General features: G+C 58.1%; 17 protein-coding genes and 1 other annotated feature. Of the genes, 14 read left to right on the forward strand and 3 right to left on the reverse strand.

Annotation, left to right across the window (positions count from 1 at the left end):
• Window positions 1–161 precede the first annotated feature (161 nt).
• Window positions 162–2099, forward strand: coding sequence for a murein transglycosylase (sltY, locus tag M2416_RS12110; RefSeq protein ID WP_259224161.1), 1938 nt, complete (start codon window positions 162–164; stop codon window positions 2097–2099).
• Window positions 2100–2244: 145 nt separating this feature from the next.
• A complete protein-coding gene (trpR, locus tag M2416_RS12115) occupies window positions 2245–2577 on the forward strand; it encodes a trp operon repressor (protein WP_041143958.1) in 333 nt (110 codons plus the stop codon).
• Here the strand turns inward: trpR and yjjX are convergent.
• Entirely contained in the window at window positions 2564–3079 is a 516-nt protein-coding gene (yjjX, locus tag M2416_RS12120; protein ID WP_076946441.1) for an inosine/xanthosine triphosphatase, read from the reverse strand. The two genes, trpR and yjjX, sit on opposite strands and share 14 nt — an antisense overlap.
• A 113-nt stretch (window positions 3080–3192) precedes the next feature.
• On the opposite strand from yjjX, the gene gpmB reads away from it, so the two are divergent.
• Window positions 3193–3840, forward strand: coding sequence for a 2,3-diphosphoglycerate-dependent phosphoglycerate mutase GpmB (gene gpmB, locus M2416_RS12125; RefSeq protein WP_128879110.1), 648 nt, complete (start codon window positions 3193–3195; stop codon window positions 3838–3840).
• Here the strand turns inward: gpmB and robA are convergent.
• Window positions 3837–4706: an MDR efflux pump AcrAB transcriptional activator RobA gene (gene robA, locus M2416_RS12130; protein ID WP_128879109.1), complete on the reverse strand. Its 870-nt coding sequence runs from the start codon at window positions 4704–4706 to the stop codon at window positions 3837–3839. The two genes, gpmB and robA, sit on opposite strands and share 4 nt — an antisense overlap.
• 208 nt (window positions 4707–4914) lie before the next feature.
• Between robA and creA the strand changes: the two genes are divergently transcribed.
• From creA to creD, 4 genes are read left to right on the forward strand one after another with little or no spacing between them, the layout of a single operon-like run.
• Window positions 4915–5388, forward strand: coding sequence for a protein CreA (gene creA, locus M2416_RS12135; protein WP_041143962.1), 474 nt, complete (start codon window positions 4915–4917; stop codon window positions 5386–5388).
• 12 nt (window positions 5389–5400) lie between these two features.
• Window positions 5401–6090, forward strand: coding sequence for a two-component system response regulator CreB (gene creB / locus M2416_RS12140; RefSeq protein ID WP_076946440.1), 690 nt, complete (start codon window positions 5401–5403; stop codon window positions 6088–6090).
• Window positions 6090–7514, forward strand: coding sequence for a two-component system sensor histidine kinase CreC (gene creC / locus M2416_RS12145; protein WP_259224164.1), 1425 nt, complete (start codon window positions 6090–6092; stop codon window positions 7512–7514). The genes creB and creC overlap by 1 nt, the downstream gene beginning before the upstream one ends.
• A gap of 57 nt (window positions 7515–7571) precedes the next feature.
• On the forward strand, window positions 7572–8888 hold the full coding sequence (creD, locus tag M2416_RS12150) for a cell envelope integrity protein CreD (protein WP_259224166.1): 1317 nt from the start codon (window positions 7572–7574) through the stop codon (window positions 8886–8888).
• Between the two features lie 93 nt (window positions 8889–8981).
• Here creD and arcA read toward each other — a convergent pair whose 3' ends face one another.
• Window positions 8982–9698 (reverse strand): two-component system response regulator ArcA, encoded by a 717-nt coding sequence (arcA, locus tag M2416_RS12155; RefSeq protein WP_002887843.1) that lies wholly within the window; start codon window positions 9696–9698, stop codon window positions 8982–8984.
• Between the two features lie 95 nt (window positions 9699–9793).
• Here arcA and yjjY point away from each other — a divergent pair, with 95 nt between their 5' ends.
• The 7 genes from yjjY to M2416_RS12190 all read left to right on the forward strand — a co-directional run bounded on the left by yjjY (window position 9794) and on the right by M2416_RS12190 (window position 16560).
• Window positions 9794–9934 carry a YjjY family protein gene (yjjY, locus tag M2416_RS12160; RefSeq protein ID WP_049268126.1) on the forward strand — a complete coding sequence of 47 codons (141 nt, stop codon included), beginning with the start codon at window positions 9794–9796 and terminating at the stop codon, window positions 9932–9934.
• 397 nt (window positions 9935–10331) lie between these two features.
• Window positions 10332–11018: a tRNA/rRNA methyltransferase gene (locus M2416_RS12165; RefSeq protein WP_076946437.1), complete on the forward strand. Its 687-nt coding sequence runs from the start codon at window positions 10332–10334 to the stop codon at window positions 11016–11018.
• Window positions 11019–11230: 212 nt separating this feature from the next.
• Complete coding sequence (gene thrL / locus M2416_RS12170) at window positions 11231–11299, forward strand: thr operon leader peptide (RefSeq protein WP_071845000.1); 69 nt, start codon at window positions 11231–11233, stop codon at window positions 11297–11299.
• Window positions 11238–11355, forward strand: a sequence feature (Thr leader region). Its footprint overlaps the gene before it by 62 nt.
• A gap of 25 nt (window positions 11356–11380) precedes the next feature.
• The gene (gene thrA, locus M2416_RS12175) at window positions 11381–13843 is read left to right on the forward strand and encodes a bifunctional aspartate kinase/homoserine dehydrogenase I (protein ID WP_259224170.1); all 2463 of its coding nucleotides are present in this window, start codon (window positions 11381–11383) and stop codon (window positions 13841–13843) included.
• A gap of 1 nt (window position 13844) precedes the next feature.
• A complete protein-coding gene (gene thrB, locus M2416_RS12180) occupies window positions 13845–14774 on the forward strand; it encodes a homoserine kinase (RefSeq protein WP_041143968.1) in 930 nt (309 codons plus the stop codon).
• A 3-nt stretch (window positions 14775–14777) separates the two neighbouring features.
• Window positions 14778–16064, forward strand: coding sequence for a threonine synthase (gene thrC, locus M2416_RS12185; RefSeq protein WP_259224173.1), 1287 nt, complete (start codon window positions 14778–14780; stop codon window positions 16062–16064).
• Between the two features lie 202 nt (window positions 16065–16266).
• Entirely contained in the window at window positions 16267–16560 is a 294-nt protein-coding gene (locus M2416_RS12190; RefSeq protein WP_259224175.1) for a DUF2502 domain-containing protein, read from the forward strand.
• Window positions 16561–16577: the final 17 nt, after the last annotated feature.

Genomic DNA, 16577 nt, shown 5'->3' on the forward strand with positions numbered 1-16577 from the left:
GCGCTTTAATCCCAGAGAGGCGATGGGATTCACAGAAGAGTAAAAAAATGTTCAGGACGTGGCGCGTTTGGCGTTGTCTGGTTAGCATATCTAAAGCGATACCGGAATATTTTAAAAGCGGCACGATGCTGCTCTGATGGACTTAAATAGGGGAATAGCTTGTGGAAAAGGCCAAAACTACGGCATGGCATCTTCTGGCTGCCAGCGTAAGTCTGCTGACGCTTAGCCAGCTGGCGCATGCGGATTCACTGGATGAACAGCGCAGTCGCTATGCCCAAATTAAGCAGGCGTGGGATAGCCGGCAGATGTCGGTCGTCGACGAGCTGATGCCCACGCTGTCGACCTATCCGTTGTACCCGTACCTCCAGTACCGGCAGATAACCGATGACCTGATGAACCAGCCGGCGCTGGTGGTGAAGAATTTTATTGAGGCTAACCCCACGCTTCCGCCCGCGCGCTCCCTGAAATCCCGCTTCGTCAACGAGCTGGCCCGCCGCAGCGACTGGCAAGGCCTGCTGGCGTTTAGCCCCGATAAGCCCGCCAGCACCGAGGCGCAGTGTAACTATTACTATGCGAAGCTGAGCGTTGGCCAGGCGCAGGAGGCCTGGGACGGTGCAAAAACGCTGTGGCTTACCGGTAAAAGCCAGCCCAACGCGTGCGACGCGCTGTTTAGCGCCTGGCGCGCCTCCGGCCAGCAGGACCCGCTGGCCTGGCTCGAACGCATCCGCCTGGCGATGAAGGCGGGCAACACCAGCCTGGTGCGATCGCTGGCGCAGCAGATGCCGCCTGAGTATCTGACCATCTCTTCGGCGATCGTGGCGCTGGCTAACGATCCGAATACCGTGATGAATTTTGCCCGCACCACCGGAGCCACCGATTTCACCCGCCAGATGGCGGCGGTGGCCTTTGAGAGCGTGGCGCGTCAGGACGTTGAAAACGCCCGGCTGATGATCCCTTCGCTGGTCCAGGCGCAGCAGCTCAATGATGATCAAACCCAGGCGCTGCGCGATATCGTGGCCTGGCGCCTGATGGGCACCGACGTGACCGACGAGCAGGCGGCCTGGCGCGATGACGCCATTATGCGCTCGCAGTCCACGCCGCTGGTGGAGCGCCGCGTGCGCATGGCGCTGGGGACCGGCGATCGTCACGGCCTGAACACCTGGCTGGCGCGGCTGCCGATGGAGGCCAAAGAGAAAGACGAGTGGCGCTACTGGCAGGCCGATTTGCTGCTGGAGCGCGGGCGTGATGATGAAGCGAAAGCCATCCTCCGTTCGCTGATGCAGCAGCGCGGTTTCTACCCGATGATTGCCGCCCAGCGGCTGGGCGAAGCGTTCACCTTCCGCATCGACAAGGCGCCCGCCACCCTTGATTCGGCGCTGACCTCGGGGCCGGAAATGGCCAGGGTGCGCGAGCTGATGTACTGGAATATGGACAACACCGCGCGCAGCGAGTGGGCCAACCTGGTGACCAGCCGAACCAAAGATCAGCAGGCGCAGCTGGCGCGCTATGCCTTCAACCAGCACTGGTGGGATCTGAGCGTTCAGGCCACCATCGCCGGGAAGCTGTGGGATCAGCTGGAAGAGCGTTTCCCGCTGGCCTGGAACGATCTTTTCTCCCGCTACATCAGCGGCAAAGACATTTCGCAAAGCTACGCCATGGCGATTGCCCGTCAGGAGAGCGCCTGGAACCCGAAGGTCCGCTCGCCGGTTGGCGCCAGCGGCCTGATGCAGATTATGCCGGGTACCGCCACCCATACGGTTGGAATGTTTAATATTGCCGGCTACGGCGGCCCGTCGCAGCTGCTGGATCCGGAGACCAATATTAATATTGGCACCAGCTATCTGCAGTACGTTTATCAGCAGTTCGGCAATAACCGCATTTACGCATCCGCCGCCTACAACGCCGGGCCTGGACGGGTGCGCACCTGGCGGAGCAATAGCGCCGGTCGGATCGACGCGGTGGCGTTTATCGAGAGCATTCCGTTCTCGGAAACGCGCGGCTACGTGAAGAACGTGCTCTCCTATGACGCCTACTATCGCTACTTCATGGGTGAGAAAGCGGGCATGCTCACCGATGCGGAGTGGCAGCAGCGTTACTAACGCCGACGGCCTGCGGGCGGTATAGCATTTTGCTACGCCGCCCGAAATCCATAGAGTATTGACCGGAGTATGCTATGCTTTGTACTCGTTAATGAGTACACACGCTCGGCGGCTCGAGCCGTCGGCCTTAACATGGCGGCGCAACATGACCCAACAATCCCCTTATTCAGCGGCGGTGGCCGAACAACGTCATCAGGAGTGGCTTCGTTTCGTGGCCCTGCTTCAGCAGGCGTACGCCGACGATCTGCACCTGCCGCTGCTGCAGCTGATGCTGACGCCCGATGAGCGCGAGGCGCTGGGCACCCGCGTGCGGATTATTGAAGAGCTGCTGCGCGGAGAGATGAGCCAGCGCGAGCTGAAAAGCGAGCTCGGCGCCGGGATTGCCACCATTACCCGCGGCTCAAATAGCCTGAAATCGGCGCCCCCCGAGCTGCGACAGTGGCTGGAACAGGCGCTGCTGAACGTTAACGATAAATAGCGTTATGAAACGGGCTAAGCGCCAGCACTACCGCCTGATGATAAACGCTGCTGCGCGTCAGCTTACCGGCGGTAAAAATGCCGATAGCTCCCTCTTTACGGCCAATTTCATCGATGCCGGTATGCTGTGACATCACCGGCCCTAAGGCTTCGCCGGCGCGGACCTGTTCGAGGATCGCCGCCGGCAGCGGCAGCGTGGCCGAGCGCGCTTCGCCGCGCTGCAGGCTATTTTCGATAACGACCCAGCTAAACGTACTGCCGTCGTCGATCCCGGCTTCAATGGCGACCCAGAAATCGGCATCCGGGCGCGCGGCCCGCGCGTTTGCGACCCGATTTCGTGCGCCAGCGCGCGTTTCGTCGTTGCCAAACGGCTGTTCCGGCACGCCGCTCTCGACGGAGACGGACTCAATGTGGCAGGATCCTTCGCCGAAGATCTCGTTAAAAGCCTGCAGAATTGCCTGAATTTTGGCGGGATTAGTGGTAGCTGAGACAACATGGTGCATAATCAAACAACTCAGAATAAATTAACGTCATCGCAGTATACTCCAAATCGTTTTCGCAGCAGGCCGCCGGCCCGTCAGCCGAAATTGTGAAGAGCACAGAACGGATAAAAAGCATGTTACAGGTACACCTTGTTCGCCACGGTGAAACGCAGTGGAACGCCGAGCGACGTATTCAGGGCCAGTCCGACAGTCCGCTAACCGCCCACGGTGAGCGCCAGGCCTGGCAGGTTGGCGAGCGCGCCAGAACGCTGAACATTACGCATATTATTGCCAGCGATTTAGGCCGTACGCGGCGAACGGCAGAAATTATCGCGGAAGCCTGCGGCTGCAGCATTGTCCTCGACTCACGCCTGCGCGAGCTGGATATGGGGGTTCTTGAGAAACGCCATATCGATTCGCTGAGCGCGGAAGAGGAAGGCTGGCGTCGTCGGCTGGTTAACGGCACCCCGGACGGGCGTATTCCGCAAGGCGAGTCGATGCAGGAGCTCAGCCAGCGTATGCACGCGGCGCTGACCTCCTGTCTGGAGCTGCCTGAGGGGAGTCGGCCGCTGCTGGTGAGTCACGGCATGGCGTTGGGCTGTCTGGTGAGCACGATTCTTGGCCTGCCCGCGCACGCTGAACGTCGGCTGCGCCTGCGTAACTGTTCCATTTCGCGCGTTGACTATCAGCAAAGCCCGTGGCTGGCTTCAGGCTGGGTGGTGGAGACCGCGGGGGATATTTCGCATCTTGATGCCCCCGCGATGGACGAACTGCAGCGCTAGCGGCGGATCGGGATCAGGTACTCGCAGCGTAGCTGAATCGGCGTATCCTGATCCCGGCTTTCATCCTCAGGGAAGAAGCGTTCGATATCCAGGCCCTTGCGGCGAGTGAGGTTCAGCATCGGCATACAGGTGCCGTACACCGTCAGGATAAACTCCTGCAGCCCGGTCCCCAGTCCTTCATAGGTGAACATCACGTACTCACCGCCTTCGAGGGCGATCGGATGCGAATTGTGCAGGTGACCGTTGGCCATCTCCGGCGTTACGGCCGTGGTATAGAAGACCTCCTGCTCGTCATCTTTCTCAAGACTTGGGCGCGGCTCATGCAGGCCGTAAAGGGTGGGCGGAATCGACGGCGAATTGCCGAGGAAATCCCGCCAGAACTGCACGCGCATCTGGTTACGGAAGTCAGAGATCTCCTCCAGCTTACAGGTATAGCTCTGGGTCACGCCAATCAGCGGCGTATTGCTCAGGGTGATAAACTCATGCTGCGGCATGGTGAATTCGCCCAGCCGCAGGGGAGGGCGCATACCGTAAGCGCTCCAGTCAGGCGAGCGGCGGTAGAGCGCAGGCGTCAGGGAGAACTGCTTTTTAAACGCCCGGGTAAAGGTTTGCTGGGAGTCGAAGCGGTACTGTAGCGCAATGTCGAGGATCGGACGCGCGGTCAGGCGCAGCGCCACCGCTGATTTTGATAAACGGCGCGCGCGGATATAGGCACCTATGGCATGGCCGGTCACGTCTTTGAACATTCTTTGCAAATGCCACTTGGAATAACCCGCCTTCGCTGCCACATTGTCCAACGACAGCGGCTGATCCAGGTGACCTTCCAGCCAGCTAAGGAGATCGCGAATAATCCCTGCTTGATCCATAAAATGTCCTCATCCTTAAACTTAGGTGCCTGCTACTAAGGTAGCGGATAATAGCATTTTTTGATGTTTTAGCATTCAGTGTTTTTTTTGCTTTTAAATGCGATTTGTCAGCGAATATCCCCGCTATTTTTGTAAAGCTGTGATCTATAAACCTTTTCCATTGAGCAGATAATCATCGCTCGGGGAAATTCTAAAAAATGGTAACAATATGAAATACAAGAAGTTAATGATCGGACTGCTTTTACTGGCCGGCGGCCAGGCGGCTCAGGCGGAACAGATTGGCTCGGTGGATACCGTCTTCAAATTCTTCGGCCCGGACCATAAGATCGTCGTTGAAGCCTTTGACGATCCGGACGTGCAGAACGTGACCTGCTATATCAGCCGGGCGAAAACCGGCGGCATTAAGGGCGGTCTGGGACTGGCTGAAGATACCTCTGACGCGGCGATCTCCTGCCAGCAGGTCGGGCCGATTGAAGTGACCGATAAGATCAAAAACGGCAAGTCGCAGGGAGACGTTGTGTTCCAGAAACGCACCTCGCTGGTGTTTAAAAAGCTGCAGGTCGTCCGTTTTTACGATAGCAAGCGTAACGCCCTGATCTACATGAGCTATTCCGATAAGGTCGTTGACGGATCGCCGAAGAATGCGATCAGCGCCGTGCCGATCATGCCGTGGAATAAATAACAGGGAACGACGATGCAGCAGCCGCAGATCTGGTTGGTGGAGGATGAGCAGAGTATTGCCGACACGCTTGTCTACCTGCTCCAGCAGGAAGGCTTTGTGGTGAGCGTTTTTGCGCGTGGGCTGCCCGCGCTTGATGCCGCCCGCCAGCGGATGCCGGACCTGGCCATTCTGGACGTGGGCCTGCCCGACATCAGCGGCTTTGAGCTGTGCCGTCAGCTGCTGGGCCGCTATCCGACGCTCCCGGTCCTGTTTCTCACCGCCCGTAGCGAAGAGGTGGATAAGCTGCTGGGCCTTGAAATAGGCGCCGATGACTACATCGCGAAGCCCTTCTCGCCGCGCGAAGTGTGCGCCCGGGTGCGCACCGTTCTGCGGCGGGTGCAAAAGTTTGCGGCCTCTGGCGTAGTGCTGCAGGTGGGCGAATTTCAGCTCAACGAGGCCGCGGCACGGGTCACCTGGTGCGGCCAGCCGCTAACCCTGACGCGCTATGAATTTCTGCTGCTAAAAACGCTCCTGCGCTCGCCGGGGCGGGTCTTTTCCCGCCAGCAGCTGATGGACGCGGTGTGGGGGGATGCGCATGAAAGCTTCGACCGCACTGTTGATACCCATATCAAAACCCTGCGCGCGAAGCTGCGCGAGGTCAATCCTCACCTCTCACCGGTTAATACGCATCGCGGCATGGGATATAGCCTGGGAGGCGCCTGATGCGTATCGGCATGCGGCTGCTGCTGGGCTACTTTCTGATTGTCGCGATTGCAGCATGGTTCGTGCTTTTCATTTTCGTCCAGGAAATCAAACCCGGGGTACGTCGGGCGACGGAAGGTACGCTGATTGATACCGCCACGCTGCTGGCGGAGCTGGCGCGAGAAGATCTGCTTTCCGCTCAGCCGCAGCAGGGGCGCCTGGCCAGGGCGTTTCAGACGCTGCATCAGCGGCCGATCGAGGCGAATATCGCGGGCATCAGCAAAACGCGTAACGAGTATCGCGTCTACCTGACCGATGAGAAGGGCAAGGTGGTATTCGATTCGGCGGGAGAAGCGGTGGGGCAGGACTATTCCCGCTGGAATGACGTGTGGCTGACCCTGCGCGGCCAGTACGGCGCGCGCAGCACCCTGGCCGACCCTAACGACGCGGGCAGTTCGGTGATGTACGTCGCTGCACCGGTCACCGATGGCGGCCGTATTATTGGGGTGCTGAGCGTCAGTAAACCCAACCAGGCGATGGCGCCGGTGATTAAGCGCAGCGAACGGCGAATGCTGTGGGCCAGCGGGGCGCTGCTGGGGATCGCGCTGCTGATAGGCTCGCTGATGGTCTGGTGGATCAACTTCTCGATCGGCAAGCTGGTGCGCTACGCTGATTCGGTCACCGCCGACCGGCCGCTTCCGCTGCCGGACGTTGGCAGCAGCGAGCTGCGCAAGCTGGCGCTGGCGCTGGAAAGCATGCGCGTCAAGCTGGAGGGTAAGAACACCATTGAAAACTACGTTCACGCCCTGACGCATGAGCTGAAAAGCCCGCTGGCCGCTATTCGAGGCGCCGCAGAGATCCTGCGTGAAGGCCCTCCGCCGGAGGTCGCCGCGCGTTTTACCGGCAATATCCTGACGCAGAATGCGCGGATGCAGTCGCTGGTTGAGAAGCTGTTACGCCAGGCGAGGCTGGAGAACCGGCTGGAGATCGCTCTTGAGCCGCTCGCAATTGATAGCCTTTTCCGTCGCTTAGCCGAGGAGCGCGAGGCGGTACTGGCGGTAAAGAAAATCCGCTTACGCTGGCAGGAGAGCGGCCTGACGGCGGAGGCCGACGGCGAGCTGCTGGCGCAGGCCCTGGGCAATCTGCTGGATAACGCCATCGATTTTACCCCTGCGCAAGGGGAGATCGTCATGAGCGCAGAGCAGCAGCAGGCGGGCCTGGCGCTGACCATCAGCGATAGCGGCAGCGGCATCCCGGATTATGCGCTCGGACGCATCTTCGAACGTTTCTATTCGCTGCCGCGTGAAAACGGCCATAAAAGCAGCGGCCTGGGGCTGGCTTTTGTCCGCGAAGTGGCGCGGCTGCATCAGGGCGATATTCGGCTCAGCAATCGCCCGCAGGGCGGCGTACGCGCGGTGCTGATACTTCACCGTCCCTTCACATAGCTTCAAACTCCCCCCACATAGCCCGGCTAAGGTGAGCGCTTCACTGAGGAGAACGCTATGTTGAAATCACCGCTATTCTGGAAAATGAGCACCCTGCTGGGGTGCATCCTGTTGTTATCTATCCCCCTGATGATGGTCCGACAGCTGATTGTCGAGCGGGCGGACTATCGTAGCGACGTTGTTGATGCGCTGGAGAAAAGCACCAGCGGCGCGCAAAAGCTGACCGGGCCGCTGATCGCGATCCCGGTCACCGAGACGTTGACCCGTCTTGAGGATAAAAAAGAGGTCGAGTATCAGCGGACCTGGGTGCACTACTGGCTACCGGAATCACTGGCGATAAGCGGCAAGCAGAACGTGGAATCCCGACAGATAGGCATTTATGAGGGCCAAATCTGGCACAATACGCTCGGGATCAGGGCGCAGTTTGATACCTCCCGCCTGGCTGAACTTAAAAAAGACAATATTACGCTGGGCAGGCCCTTTGTGGTGGTCGGCGTCAGCGATGCGCGCGGAATTGGCGCGATTAACGCGCCGGAGTTCGGCGGTGAGACGCTGCCCGTGGAGCCTGGGCTGGGCCTCAGCGGCAGCGGAGAGGGGGTTCATATGCCGCTACCGCCGCTGTCGGCGCAGCAGAAAACGCTGGACCTTGCGTTCACTCTCAACCTGAACGGAACGGGAAGCTTCTCGGTGGTGCCCATTGGGCGCACTAGCGAGCTGCAGCTGGCAAGCAACTGGGCGCACCCCGGTTTTCTTGGCGATTTTCTTCCCGTTAGCCGCGAGGTCAGCGCCTCCGGCTATAGCGCCCGCTGGCAAAGCAGCTGGTTTGCCAACAACATGGCGAAGTTCTTCGTTGACGATCGGGAAGTTGAGTGGCGGGAGCTGCCGGCCTTCAACGTCAACGTCACTACGCCAGCCGATCAATATCAGCTGACCGATCGGGCGACTAAATATGCCATTCTTTTGATTGCGCTAACCTTTATGGCTTTCTTTGTCTTCGAAAGTTTAACGATGTACCGCCTGCATCCGCTACAGTATCTGCTGGTTGGCCTGTCGCTGGTGATGTTCTATCTGGTATTGCTGGCGCTCTCGGAACACGTTGGCTTTACGCTATCATGGGTTGCCGCCAGTATCATCGGCGCGCTGATCAACGCCGTGTATCTGCACGCCGTGCTGAAAGGATGGCGCAACAGCCTGCTCTTCGTCTGCGCGCTATTATTGCTGGACAGCGTTATGTGGGTTCTGCTGCGTTCGGAAGATAGCGCGCTGCTGCTCGGCACCGGCGTGCTGCTGCTGGCGCTAAGCGCGCTGATGCTGCTAACCCGCCACGTTGACTGGTATGCGCTATCGTCTCAGAAGCCAAAAAAGGCGGAGTAGCCCAACGGTGGGGGCGACGATACGTTCAGGATCTGGAAATAAAAAAACGGCGCCTTGAGCGCCGTTTTACGTTGTTGCTGCGGGAATCGTTAATTATTCCTGCAGATCGCCACAGAAGCGGTAACCTTCACCGTGAATGGTAGCGATGATTTCCGGCGTATCCGGAGTAGATTCAAAATGCTTACGAATGCGACGGATGGTCACGTCTACGGTACGGTCGTGCGGCTTAAGCTCACGGCCGGTCATTTTCTTCAGCAGTTCAGCGCGTGACTGGATTTTGCCCGGGTTTTCGCAGAAGTGCAGCATTGCGCGGAATTCACTGCGCGGCAGCTTGTACTGCTCACCGTTCGGGCTGACCAGAGAACGGCTGTTGATATCCAGTTCCCAGCCGTTGAACTTGTAGCTTTCTACGCTGCGACGTTCTTCGCTTACGGTACCCAGATTCATGGTACGGGAGAGCAGGTTGCGCGCGCGAATAGTCAGTTCACGGGGGTTGAATGGCTTGGTGATATAGTCATCTGCGCCAATTTCGAGGCCCAAAATCTTATCAACTTCATTATCGCGGCCGGTAAGGAACATCAGCGCGACGTCCGCCTGTTCGCGCAGTTCACGCGCCAGCAGGAGACCATTTTTACCCGGCAGGTTAATATCCATGATTACCAGGTTGATATCATTTTCAGACAGGATCTGATGCATTTCCGCGCCATCGGTCGCTTCGAACACATCATAACCTTCTGCTTCGAAAATACTTTTTAACGTGTTGCGTGTTACCAACTCGTCTTCAACGATAAGAATGTGCGGGGTCTGCATGTTTGCTACCTAAATTGCCAACTAAATCGAAACAGGAAGTACCAAAGTCCCTGACCTGCCTGGTACATGTCGCAAATTAACATGTCCGGCGTAACATGACTAAAGTACGTAATTGCGTTCTTGATGCACTTTCCATCAACGTCAACAACATCATTAGCTTGGTCGTGGGTACTTTCCCTCTGGACCCGACGGTGTCAAAAACGGCTGTCATCCTAACCATTTTAACAGCAATATAACAGGCTAAGAGAGGCTGAACACCCAATAAAACTACGCTTCGTTGACATATATCAAGTTCAATTGTAGCACGTTAACAGTCTTGTGAAATCATCGTATTGAAATGCTATTTGTAGTTACAAATCTTACACAGCTCAAATGGTTGCGTGGGGAAACTGATAAATATGCTGAATCCAACGCCTGAAACGGTATCCGGAGCGAAATATCATTGGCAAACATATGGATAAAAGCGTTCTGTTAACATACCTCGTGTCGCGGTTGGTTGGAAATAGTTTAGTTTTTTTTATGGGTGTTCGAACGCAATTTTAGTGACGTTTGTTGCAAATTTGTAAATTTTCGCCGCGTAAAATGAGGGGTAACTTTCATTTTCGCCCCCTGAGAGAGCAGAAGAGAACCACAATGCGCGTATCTATTGTATTAGTATCCCCGGCTCGGGCAGAGAACGTTGGCGCGGCCGCGCGAGCGATGAAAACGATGGGCTTTAGCGATCTGCGGATCGTCGAAAGCGATGCCCATTTGCAGCCTGCCGCGCGCTGGGTCGCCCATGGATCCGGAGATATTCTCGATAATATAAGCACTTATTCAACGCTGGAGCAGGCGCTGCACGATGTCGATTTTACGGTCGCCACCACGGCCCGCAGCCGGGCGCGCTTCCACTACTACGCCACCCCGCAGCAGCTCCTGCCGCTGATGGAGGAAAAGGCGCAGTGGATGAACCACGCGGCGCTGGTATTTGGTCGGGAAGATTCCGGCCTGACCAACGAGGAGCTGGCCCTTGCCGACGTGTTGACCGGCGTGCCGATGGTCGCCGACTATCCGTCGCTCAATCTCGGCCAGTCGGTGATGGTTTACTGCTATCAGCTGACCTCCCTGGTTCAGCAGGCGCCGGCCGTTTGCGCGAGCGTCGATGAAAACCAGCTGCAGGCGCTGCGTTTGCGAACCCTCGAATTGTTGACCCGGCTTGGCGTCGCTGAAGACGTCAAACTCACCGATTGGCTACAGCAGCGGATTGGACTTTTGCAGCAGCGAGATACGGCAATGCTCCATCGTTTGCTGCACGATATTGAAAAAAACCTCCCGGAGTAAAGTTCTGTCATAAGTTTTATGTATGGTTTTTTCTGCTGATTGATGGCGTGAGGCTGCGTGAACAGGGATGAATGACCGCTGCATTTTGGCGCATTGCCCAGGTGCGCCAAAACCGGCGAAAAACAGAAATTCATTGACTTAAGTCGGCAGATACTTTAACCAATATAGGCACAGGACACAGACAGATAAAAATTACAGAGTACACAACATCCATGAAACGCATCGGCATGATTACAACGATTATCACCACCACTATTACCACAGGTAACGGTGCGGGCTGACGCGTACAGGAAACACAGAAAAAAGCCCGCACCTGAACAGTGCGGGCTTTTTTTTCGACAAAAAATCTAGGGGTAACAACCATGCGCGTGTTGAAGTTCGGCGGTACATCAGTGGCAAATGCAGAACGTTTTCTGCGTGTTGCCGATATTCTGGAGAGCAATGCCAGGCAGGGGCAGGTAGCGACCGTACTGTCTGCCCCGGCGAAAATTACCAACCATCTGGTCGCGATGATTGAAAAAACCATCGGCGGCCAGGATGCGCTCACCAATATCGCTGACGCTGAACGCATTTTTGCTGAACTGCTGCAGGGTCTCGCCGATGCTCAGCCGGGCTTTGCGCTGGCGCAGCTGAAAACCTTCGTCGAGCAGGAGTTTTCCCAGATAAAGCACGTGCTGCACGGCATCAGCCTGCTTGGCCAGTGCCCGGATAGCGTTAACGCTGCGCTGATTTGCCGCGGAGAGAAGCTGTCCATCGCGATCATGGCCGGCCTTCTTGAAGCGCGTGGCCATAAGGTCAGCGTGATTAACCCCGTCGAAAAACTGCTGGCCGTGGGCCACTACCTCGAATCCACCGTCGATATTGCCGAATCAACCCGCCGCATTGCCGCCAGCCAGATCCCAGCGGACCATATGGTGCTGATGGCCGGTTTTACTGCCGGCAACGAAAAGGGCGAGCTGGTGGTTCTGGGCCGTAACGGCTCCGACTATTCTGCCGCCGTACTCGCCGCCTGCCTGCGCGCCGACTGTTGTGAAATCTGGACCGACGTTGACGGCGTTTACACCTGCGATCCGCGTCAGGTACCGGACGCCCGCCTGCTGAAGTCGATGTCCTATCAGGAAGCGATGGAGCTCTCCTACTTCGGCGCTAAGGTTCTGCACCCGCGCACCATTGCGCCTATCGCTCAGTTCCAGATCCCCTGCCTGATCAAAAATACCGGCAACCCGCAGGCGCCAGGTACGCTTATCGGCGCCAGCCTTGATGAAGACGGCCTGCCGGTTAAGGGGATCTCCAACCTCAATAATATGGCGATGTTCAACGTCTCCGGTCCGGGGATGAAGGGAATGGTCGGCATGGCCGCCCGCGTTTTCGCTACCATGTCCCGCGCCGGTATTTCGGTGGTCCTGATCACCCAGTCCTCTTCTGAGTACAGCATCAGCTTCTGCGTGCCGCAAAGCGACTGCGCCCGGGCAAAACGGGTGATGGAAGAGGAGTTCTATCTGGAGCTGAAAGAGGGGCAGCTGGAGCCGCTCTCCATCATGGATCGCCTGGCTATCATTTCCGTCGTCGGCGACGGTATGCGCACTCTGCGCGGTATTTCGGCCAAGTTCTTTGCGGCGCTGGCGCGCGCCAATATCAATATCGTGGCGATTGCCCAGGGCTCTTCCGAACGCTCTATCTCCGTAGTGGTCAGCAATGACGACGCTACTACCGGGGTACGCGTCACCCACCAGATGCTGTTCAATACTGACCAGGTCATTGAGGTGTTCGTTATCGGCGTTGGCGGCGTTGGCGGCGCGCTGATTGAGCAAATCAAGCGTCAGCAGGGCTGGCTGAAGAACAAGCATATCGACCTGCGCGTGTGCGGCGTCGCAAATTCCCAGGCTCTGCTGACCAACGTTCACGGTCTGAATCTGGAGAACTGGCGCGCTGAGCTGGCCGAAGCGAAAGAGTCGCTTAATCTGGGCCGCCTGATCCGCCTGGTAAAAGAGTACCATCTGCTGAACCCGGTGATCGTTGACTGTACCTCGAGCCAGGCGGTCGCCGAGCAGTACGCCGATTTCCTGCGCGAAGGTTTCCACGTGGTGACGCCGAACAAAAAGGCCAACACCTCATCGCTGGATTACTACCATCAGCTGCGCCACGCGGCGAGCAGCTCCCGACGCAAATTCCTCTACGACACCAACGTCGGTGCCGGCCTGCCGGTTATCGAGAACCTGCAGAACCTGCTCAACGCCGGTGACGAACTGCTGCATTTCTCCGGCATCCTCTCCGGTTCGCTGTCGTTTATCTTCGGTAAGCTGGACGAGGGGATGACGCTCTCCGCAGCGACGACGCTGGCGCGAGATATGGGCTATACCGAACCGGATCCGCGCGACGATCTTTCCGGCGTCGACGTTGCCCGCAAGCTGCTGATCCTGGCCCGTGAGACCGGTCGTGAGCTGGAGCTGTCGGACATTATCGTTGAGTCGGCCCTGCCTGAAGCATTTGATGCCAGCGGCGACGTCGAGAGCTTTATGGCGCGTCTGCCAGCGCTGGATAACGAATTTGCTTCGCGGGTGGCGAAAGCGCGCGATGAAGGTAAAGTCTTGCGTTACGTCGGTAACATCGAAGAGGATGGAACCTGCCGCGTGAAAATTGCCGCGGTGGACGGGAACGATCCGCTGTTTAAAGTCAAAAACGGTGAGAACGCGCTGGCCTTTTACAGCCACTATTATCAGCCGCTGCCGCTGGTGCTGCGCGGCTATGGCGCGGGTAACGATGTGACCGCGGCCGGCGTATTCGCCGACCTGCTGCGTACCCTGTCATGGAAGTTAGGAGTTTAAGATGGTCAAAGTATATGCCCCGGCTTCCAGTGCCAATATGAGCGTCGGGTTTGATGTCCTGGGCGCGGCGGTGACGCCGGTTGACGGTACGCTGCTGGGGGACAACGTCTCGGTTGAGGCGGCCGCAAGCTTCAGCCTGCAAAACGTCGGTCGCTTTGCCAGCAAGCTGCCGGCGGCGGCGCAGGAGAATATCGTTTATCAGTGCTGGGAGCGTTTTTGCGAAGAGATTGGCAGGAAGGTTCCGGTGGCGATGGTGCTGGAAAAAAACATGCCGATTGGCTCCGGCCTCGGCTCCAGCGCCTGTTCAGTGGTCGCGGCGCTGGTGGCGATGAATGAATTCTGCGGCAAGCCGCTGAACGAAACGCGGATGCTGGCGCTGATGGGCGAGATGGAAGGGCGCATCTCCGGCAGTATCCACTACGACAACGTCGCCCCGTGCTATTTGGGCGGCATGCAGCTGATGATCGAAGAGAACGACATCATCAGCCAGCAGGTGCCCGGCTTTGACGAGTGGCTGTGGGTGCTGGCGTACCCTGGAATTAAAGTTTCGACGGCGGAAGCGCGCGCCATCCTACCGGCCCAGTATCGGCGGCAGGATTGTATTGCGCACGGCCGCCACCTGGCGGGCTTTATTCACGCCTGCTACACCCGCCAGCCGCAGCTGGCAGCGAAACTGATGAAAGATGTGATTGCCGAACCCTATCGCACCAAACTGCTGCCGGGCTTCAGCGAAGCGCGGCAGGCGGCGATGGAGATTGGCGCGCAGGCCTGCGGGATCTCCGGCTCTGGCCCGACGCTGTTTGCGCTGTGCGATAAGCCGGAAACCGCGCAGCGGGTTGCCGACTGGCTGGGTACGCATTATCTGCAGAATCATGAAGGCTTTGTTCATATTTGCCGGCTGGACACGGCGGGCGCACGAGTAGTGGGATAACCAATGAAACTCTATAACTTAAAAGATCATAACGAACAGGTCAGCTTTGCGCAGGCCGTCACGCAGGGGCTTGGCAAGCATCAGGGGCTGTTCTTCCCGCACGACCTGCCGGAATTTAGCCTGACTGAAATTGATGACATGCTGGCGCTGGATTTTGTCACCCGCAGCGCGAAGATCCTGTCGGCATTTATTGCCGAAGAGATCCCGCAGGCGGTCCTGCAGGAGCGCATCGGTGCGGCCTTCACCTTCCCGGCTCCGGTCAGCAAGGTGCAGGATGACGTCGGCTGCCTCGAGCTGTTCCACGGCCCGACGCTGGCGTTTAAAGACTTCGGCGGCCGCTTCATGGCCCAGATGCTGACCCATATCGCGGGCGACAAGCCGGTGACTATCCTGACGGCGACCTCCGGTGATACCGGCGCGGCGGTAGCCCACGCGTTCTACGGTCTGCCAAACGTGAAGGTGGTGATTCTCTATCCGCGCGGCAAGATTAGCCCTCTGCAGGAGAAGCTGTTCTGCACCCTGGGCGGCAACATTGAAACCGTGGCTATCGACGGCGACTTCGACGCCTGCCAGGCGCTGGTTAAGCAGGCCTTCGACGACGAAGAGCTGAAAGTCGCGCTGGGCCTGAACTCCGCGAACTCGATTAACATCAGCCGTCTGCTGGCACAGATTTGCTACTACTTTGAAGCGGTCGCGCAGCTGCCTCAGGAAGCGCGCAATCAGCTGGTGATTTCGGTGCCAAGCGGCAACTTCGGCGACCTCACCGCCGGCCTGCTGGCGAAGTCTTTAGGCCTGCCGATTAAGCGCTTTATTGCCGCCACCAACGCCAACGATACCGTTCCTCGCTTCCTGCAGGACGGCAACTGGGCGCCGAAGGTCACCCAGGCGACGCTGTCCAACGCGATGGATGTCAGCCAGCCAAACAACTGGCCGCGCGTGGAAGAGCTGTTCCGCCGCAAAACCTGGCGACTGAACGAGCTGGGCTACGCGACCGTGGACGACGAGACGACCAAAGAGGCGATGCGCGAGCTGAAAGCTATCGGCTACACCTCCGAGCCGCATGCGGCCATCGCGTGGCGCGCGCTGCGCGACCAGCTGCAGCCGGGAGAATACGGCCTGTTCCTTGGTACCGCGCATCCGGCGAAGTTCAAGGAGAGCGTTGAAGAGATCCTGCAGGAGACGCTGCCGCTGCCGAAAGAGCTGGCGGATCGCGCCGACCTGCCGCTGCTGTCGCATAACCTGCCTGCGGACTATGCGGCGCTGCGCGAGCTGATGATGGCGAAAGCGTAACGACGGTCTTAGACGCCTTTTATTACGTAAACCGGGCCGGGTGCCCGGTTTTTTTACGCCCAAAAAAGGAGAAATTATGCATGAATTATCAATAAATGCCGGGGGCTGAAGAATAGGATTGCGGAGAATAACAAGCGCCGTTGCGCAGGGCTAACCTTGGGCTATCGACCCATTGCGGGCACTGTGAACAAAGGGGAAACCTATGTCAAAGCTGAAATCTGTGATCCTTGCGCTTTCGATGCTGCTGGTGGCTCCTGCGGCCGTCCACGCCGCTGAAATTACGCTGGTTCCGGTCATAAAACTGCAGATCGGCGATCGCGATCGCTCCGGCAATTACTGGGACGGCGGCCACTGGCGCGATCGCGAATGGTGGGGACATCATTACGACTGGCGCGACGATCGCTGGCATCCGCATGACGATCGTCGTTATCACCAGCGCGAACGCCATGATGACGATCGCGATCGCGGCCCGGATCGCGACTGGCACCACCGCTAAGCGACGCTCCCGGCCGG

The sequence above is a fragment of the Klebsiella sp. BIGb0132 genome (genome assembly GCF_024810075.1).
Lineage (GTDB): Bacteria > Pseudomonadota > Gammaproteobacteria > Enterobacterales > Enterobacteriaceae > Klebsiella > Klebsiella terrigena.

Coding starts and splice junctions, on each gene's coding strand:
- trpR (WP_041143958.1), top strand. CDS start 2,245: ATGACCCAACAATCCCCTTATTCAGCGGCGGTGGCCGAACAACGTCAT.
- yjjX (WP_076946441.1), bottom strand. CDS start 3,079: ATGCACCATGTTGTCTCAGCTACCACTAATCCCGCCAAAATTCAGGCA.
- gpmB (WP_128879110.1), top strand. CDS start 3,193: ATGTTACAGGTACACCTTGTTCGCCACGGTGAAACGCAGTGGAACGCC.
- robA (WP_128879109.1), bottom strand. CDS start 4,706: ATGGATCAAGCAGGGATTATTCGCGATCTCCTTAGCTGGCTGGAAGGT.
- creA (WP_041143962.1), top strand. CDS start 4,915: ATGAAATACAAGAAGTTAATGATCGGACTGCTTTTACTGGCCGGCGGC.
- creB (WP_076946440.1), top strand. CDS start 5,401: ATGCAGCAGCCGCAGATCTGGTTGGTGGAGGATGAGCAGAGTATTGCC.
- creC (WP_259224164.1), top strand. CDS start 6,090: ATGCGTATCGGCATGCGGCTGCTGCTGGGCTACTTTCTGATTGTCGCG.
- creD (WP_259224166.1), top strand. CDS start 7,572: ATGTTGAAATCACCGCTATTCTGGAAAATGAGCACCCTGCTGGGGTGC.
- arcA (WP_002887843.1), bottom strand. CDS start 9,698: ATGCAGACCCCGCACATTCTTATCGTTGAAGACGAGTTGGTAACACGC.
- yjjY (WP_049268126.1), top strand. CDS start 9,794: ATGACTAAAGTACGTAATTGCGTTCTTGATGCACTTTCCATCAACGTC.
- M2416_RS12165 (WP_076946437.1), top strand. CDS start 10,332: ATGCGCGTATCTATTGTATTAGTATCCCCGGCTCGGGCAGAGAACGTT.
- thrA (WP_259224170.1), top strand. CDS start 11,381: ATGCGCGTGTTGAAGTTCGGCGGTACATCAGTGGCAAATGCAGAACGT.
- thrB (WP_041143968.1), top strand. CDS start 13,845: ATGGTCAAAGTATATGCCCCGGCTTCCAGTGCCAATATGAGCGTCGGG.
- thrC (WP_259224173.1), top strand. CDS start 14,778: ATGAAACTCTATAACTTAAAAGATCATAACGAACAGGTCAGCTTTGCG.
- M2416_RS12190 (WP_259224175.1), top strand. CDS start 16,267: ATGTCAAAGCTGAAATCTGTGATCCTTGCGCTTTCGATGCTGCTGGTG.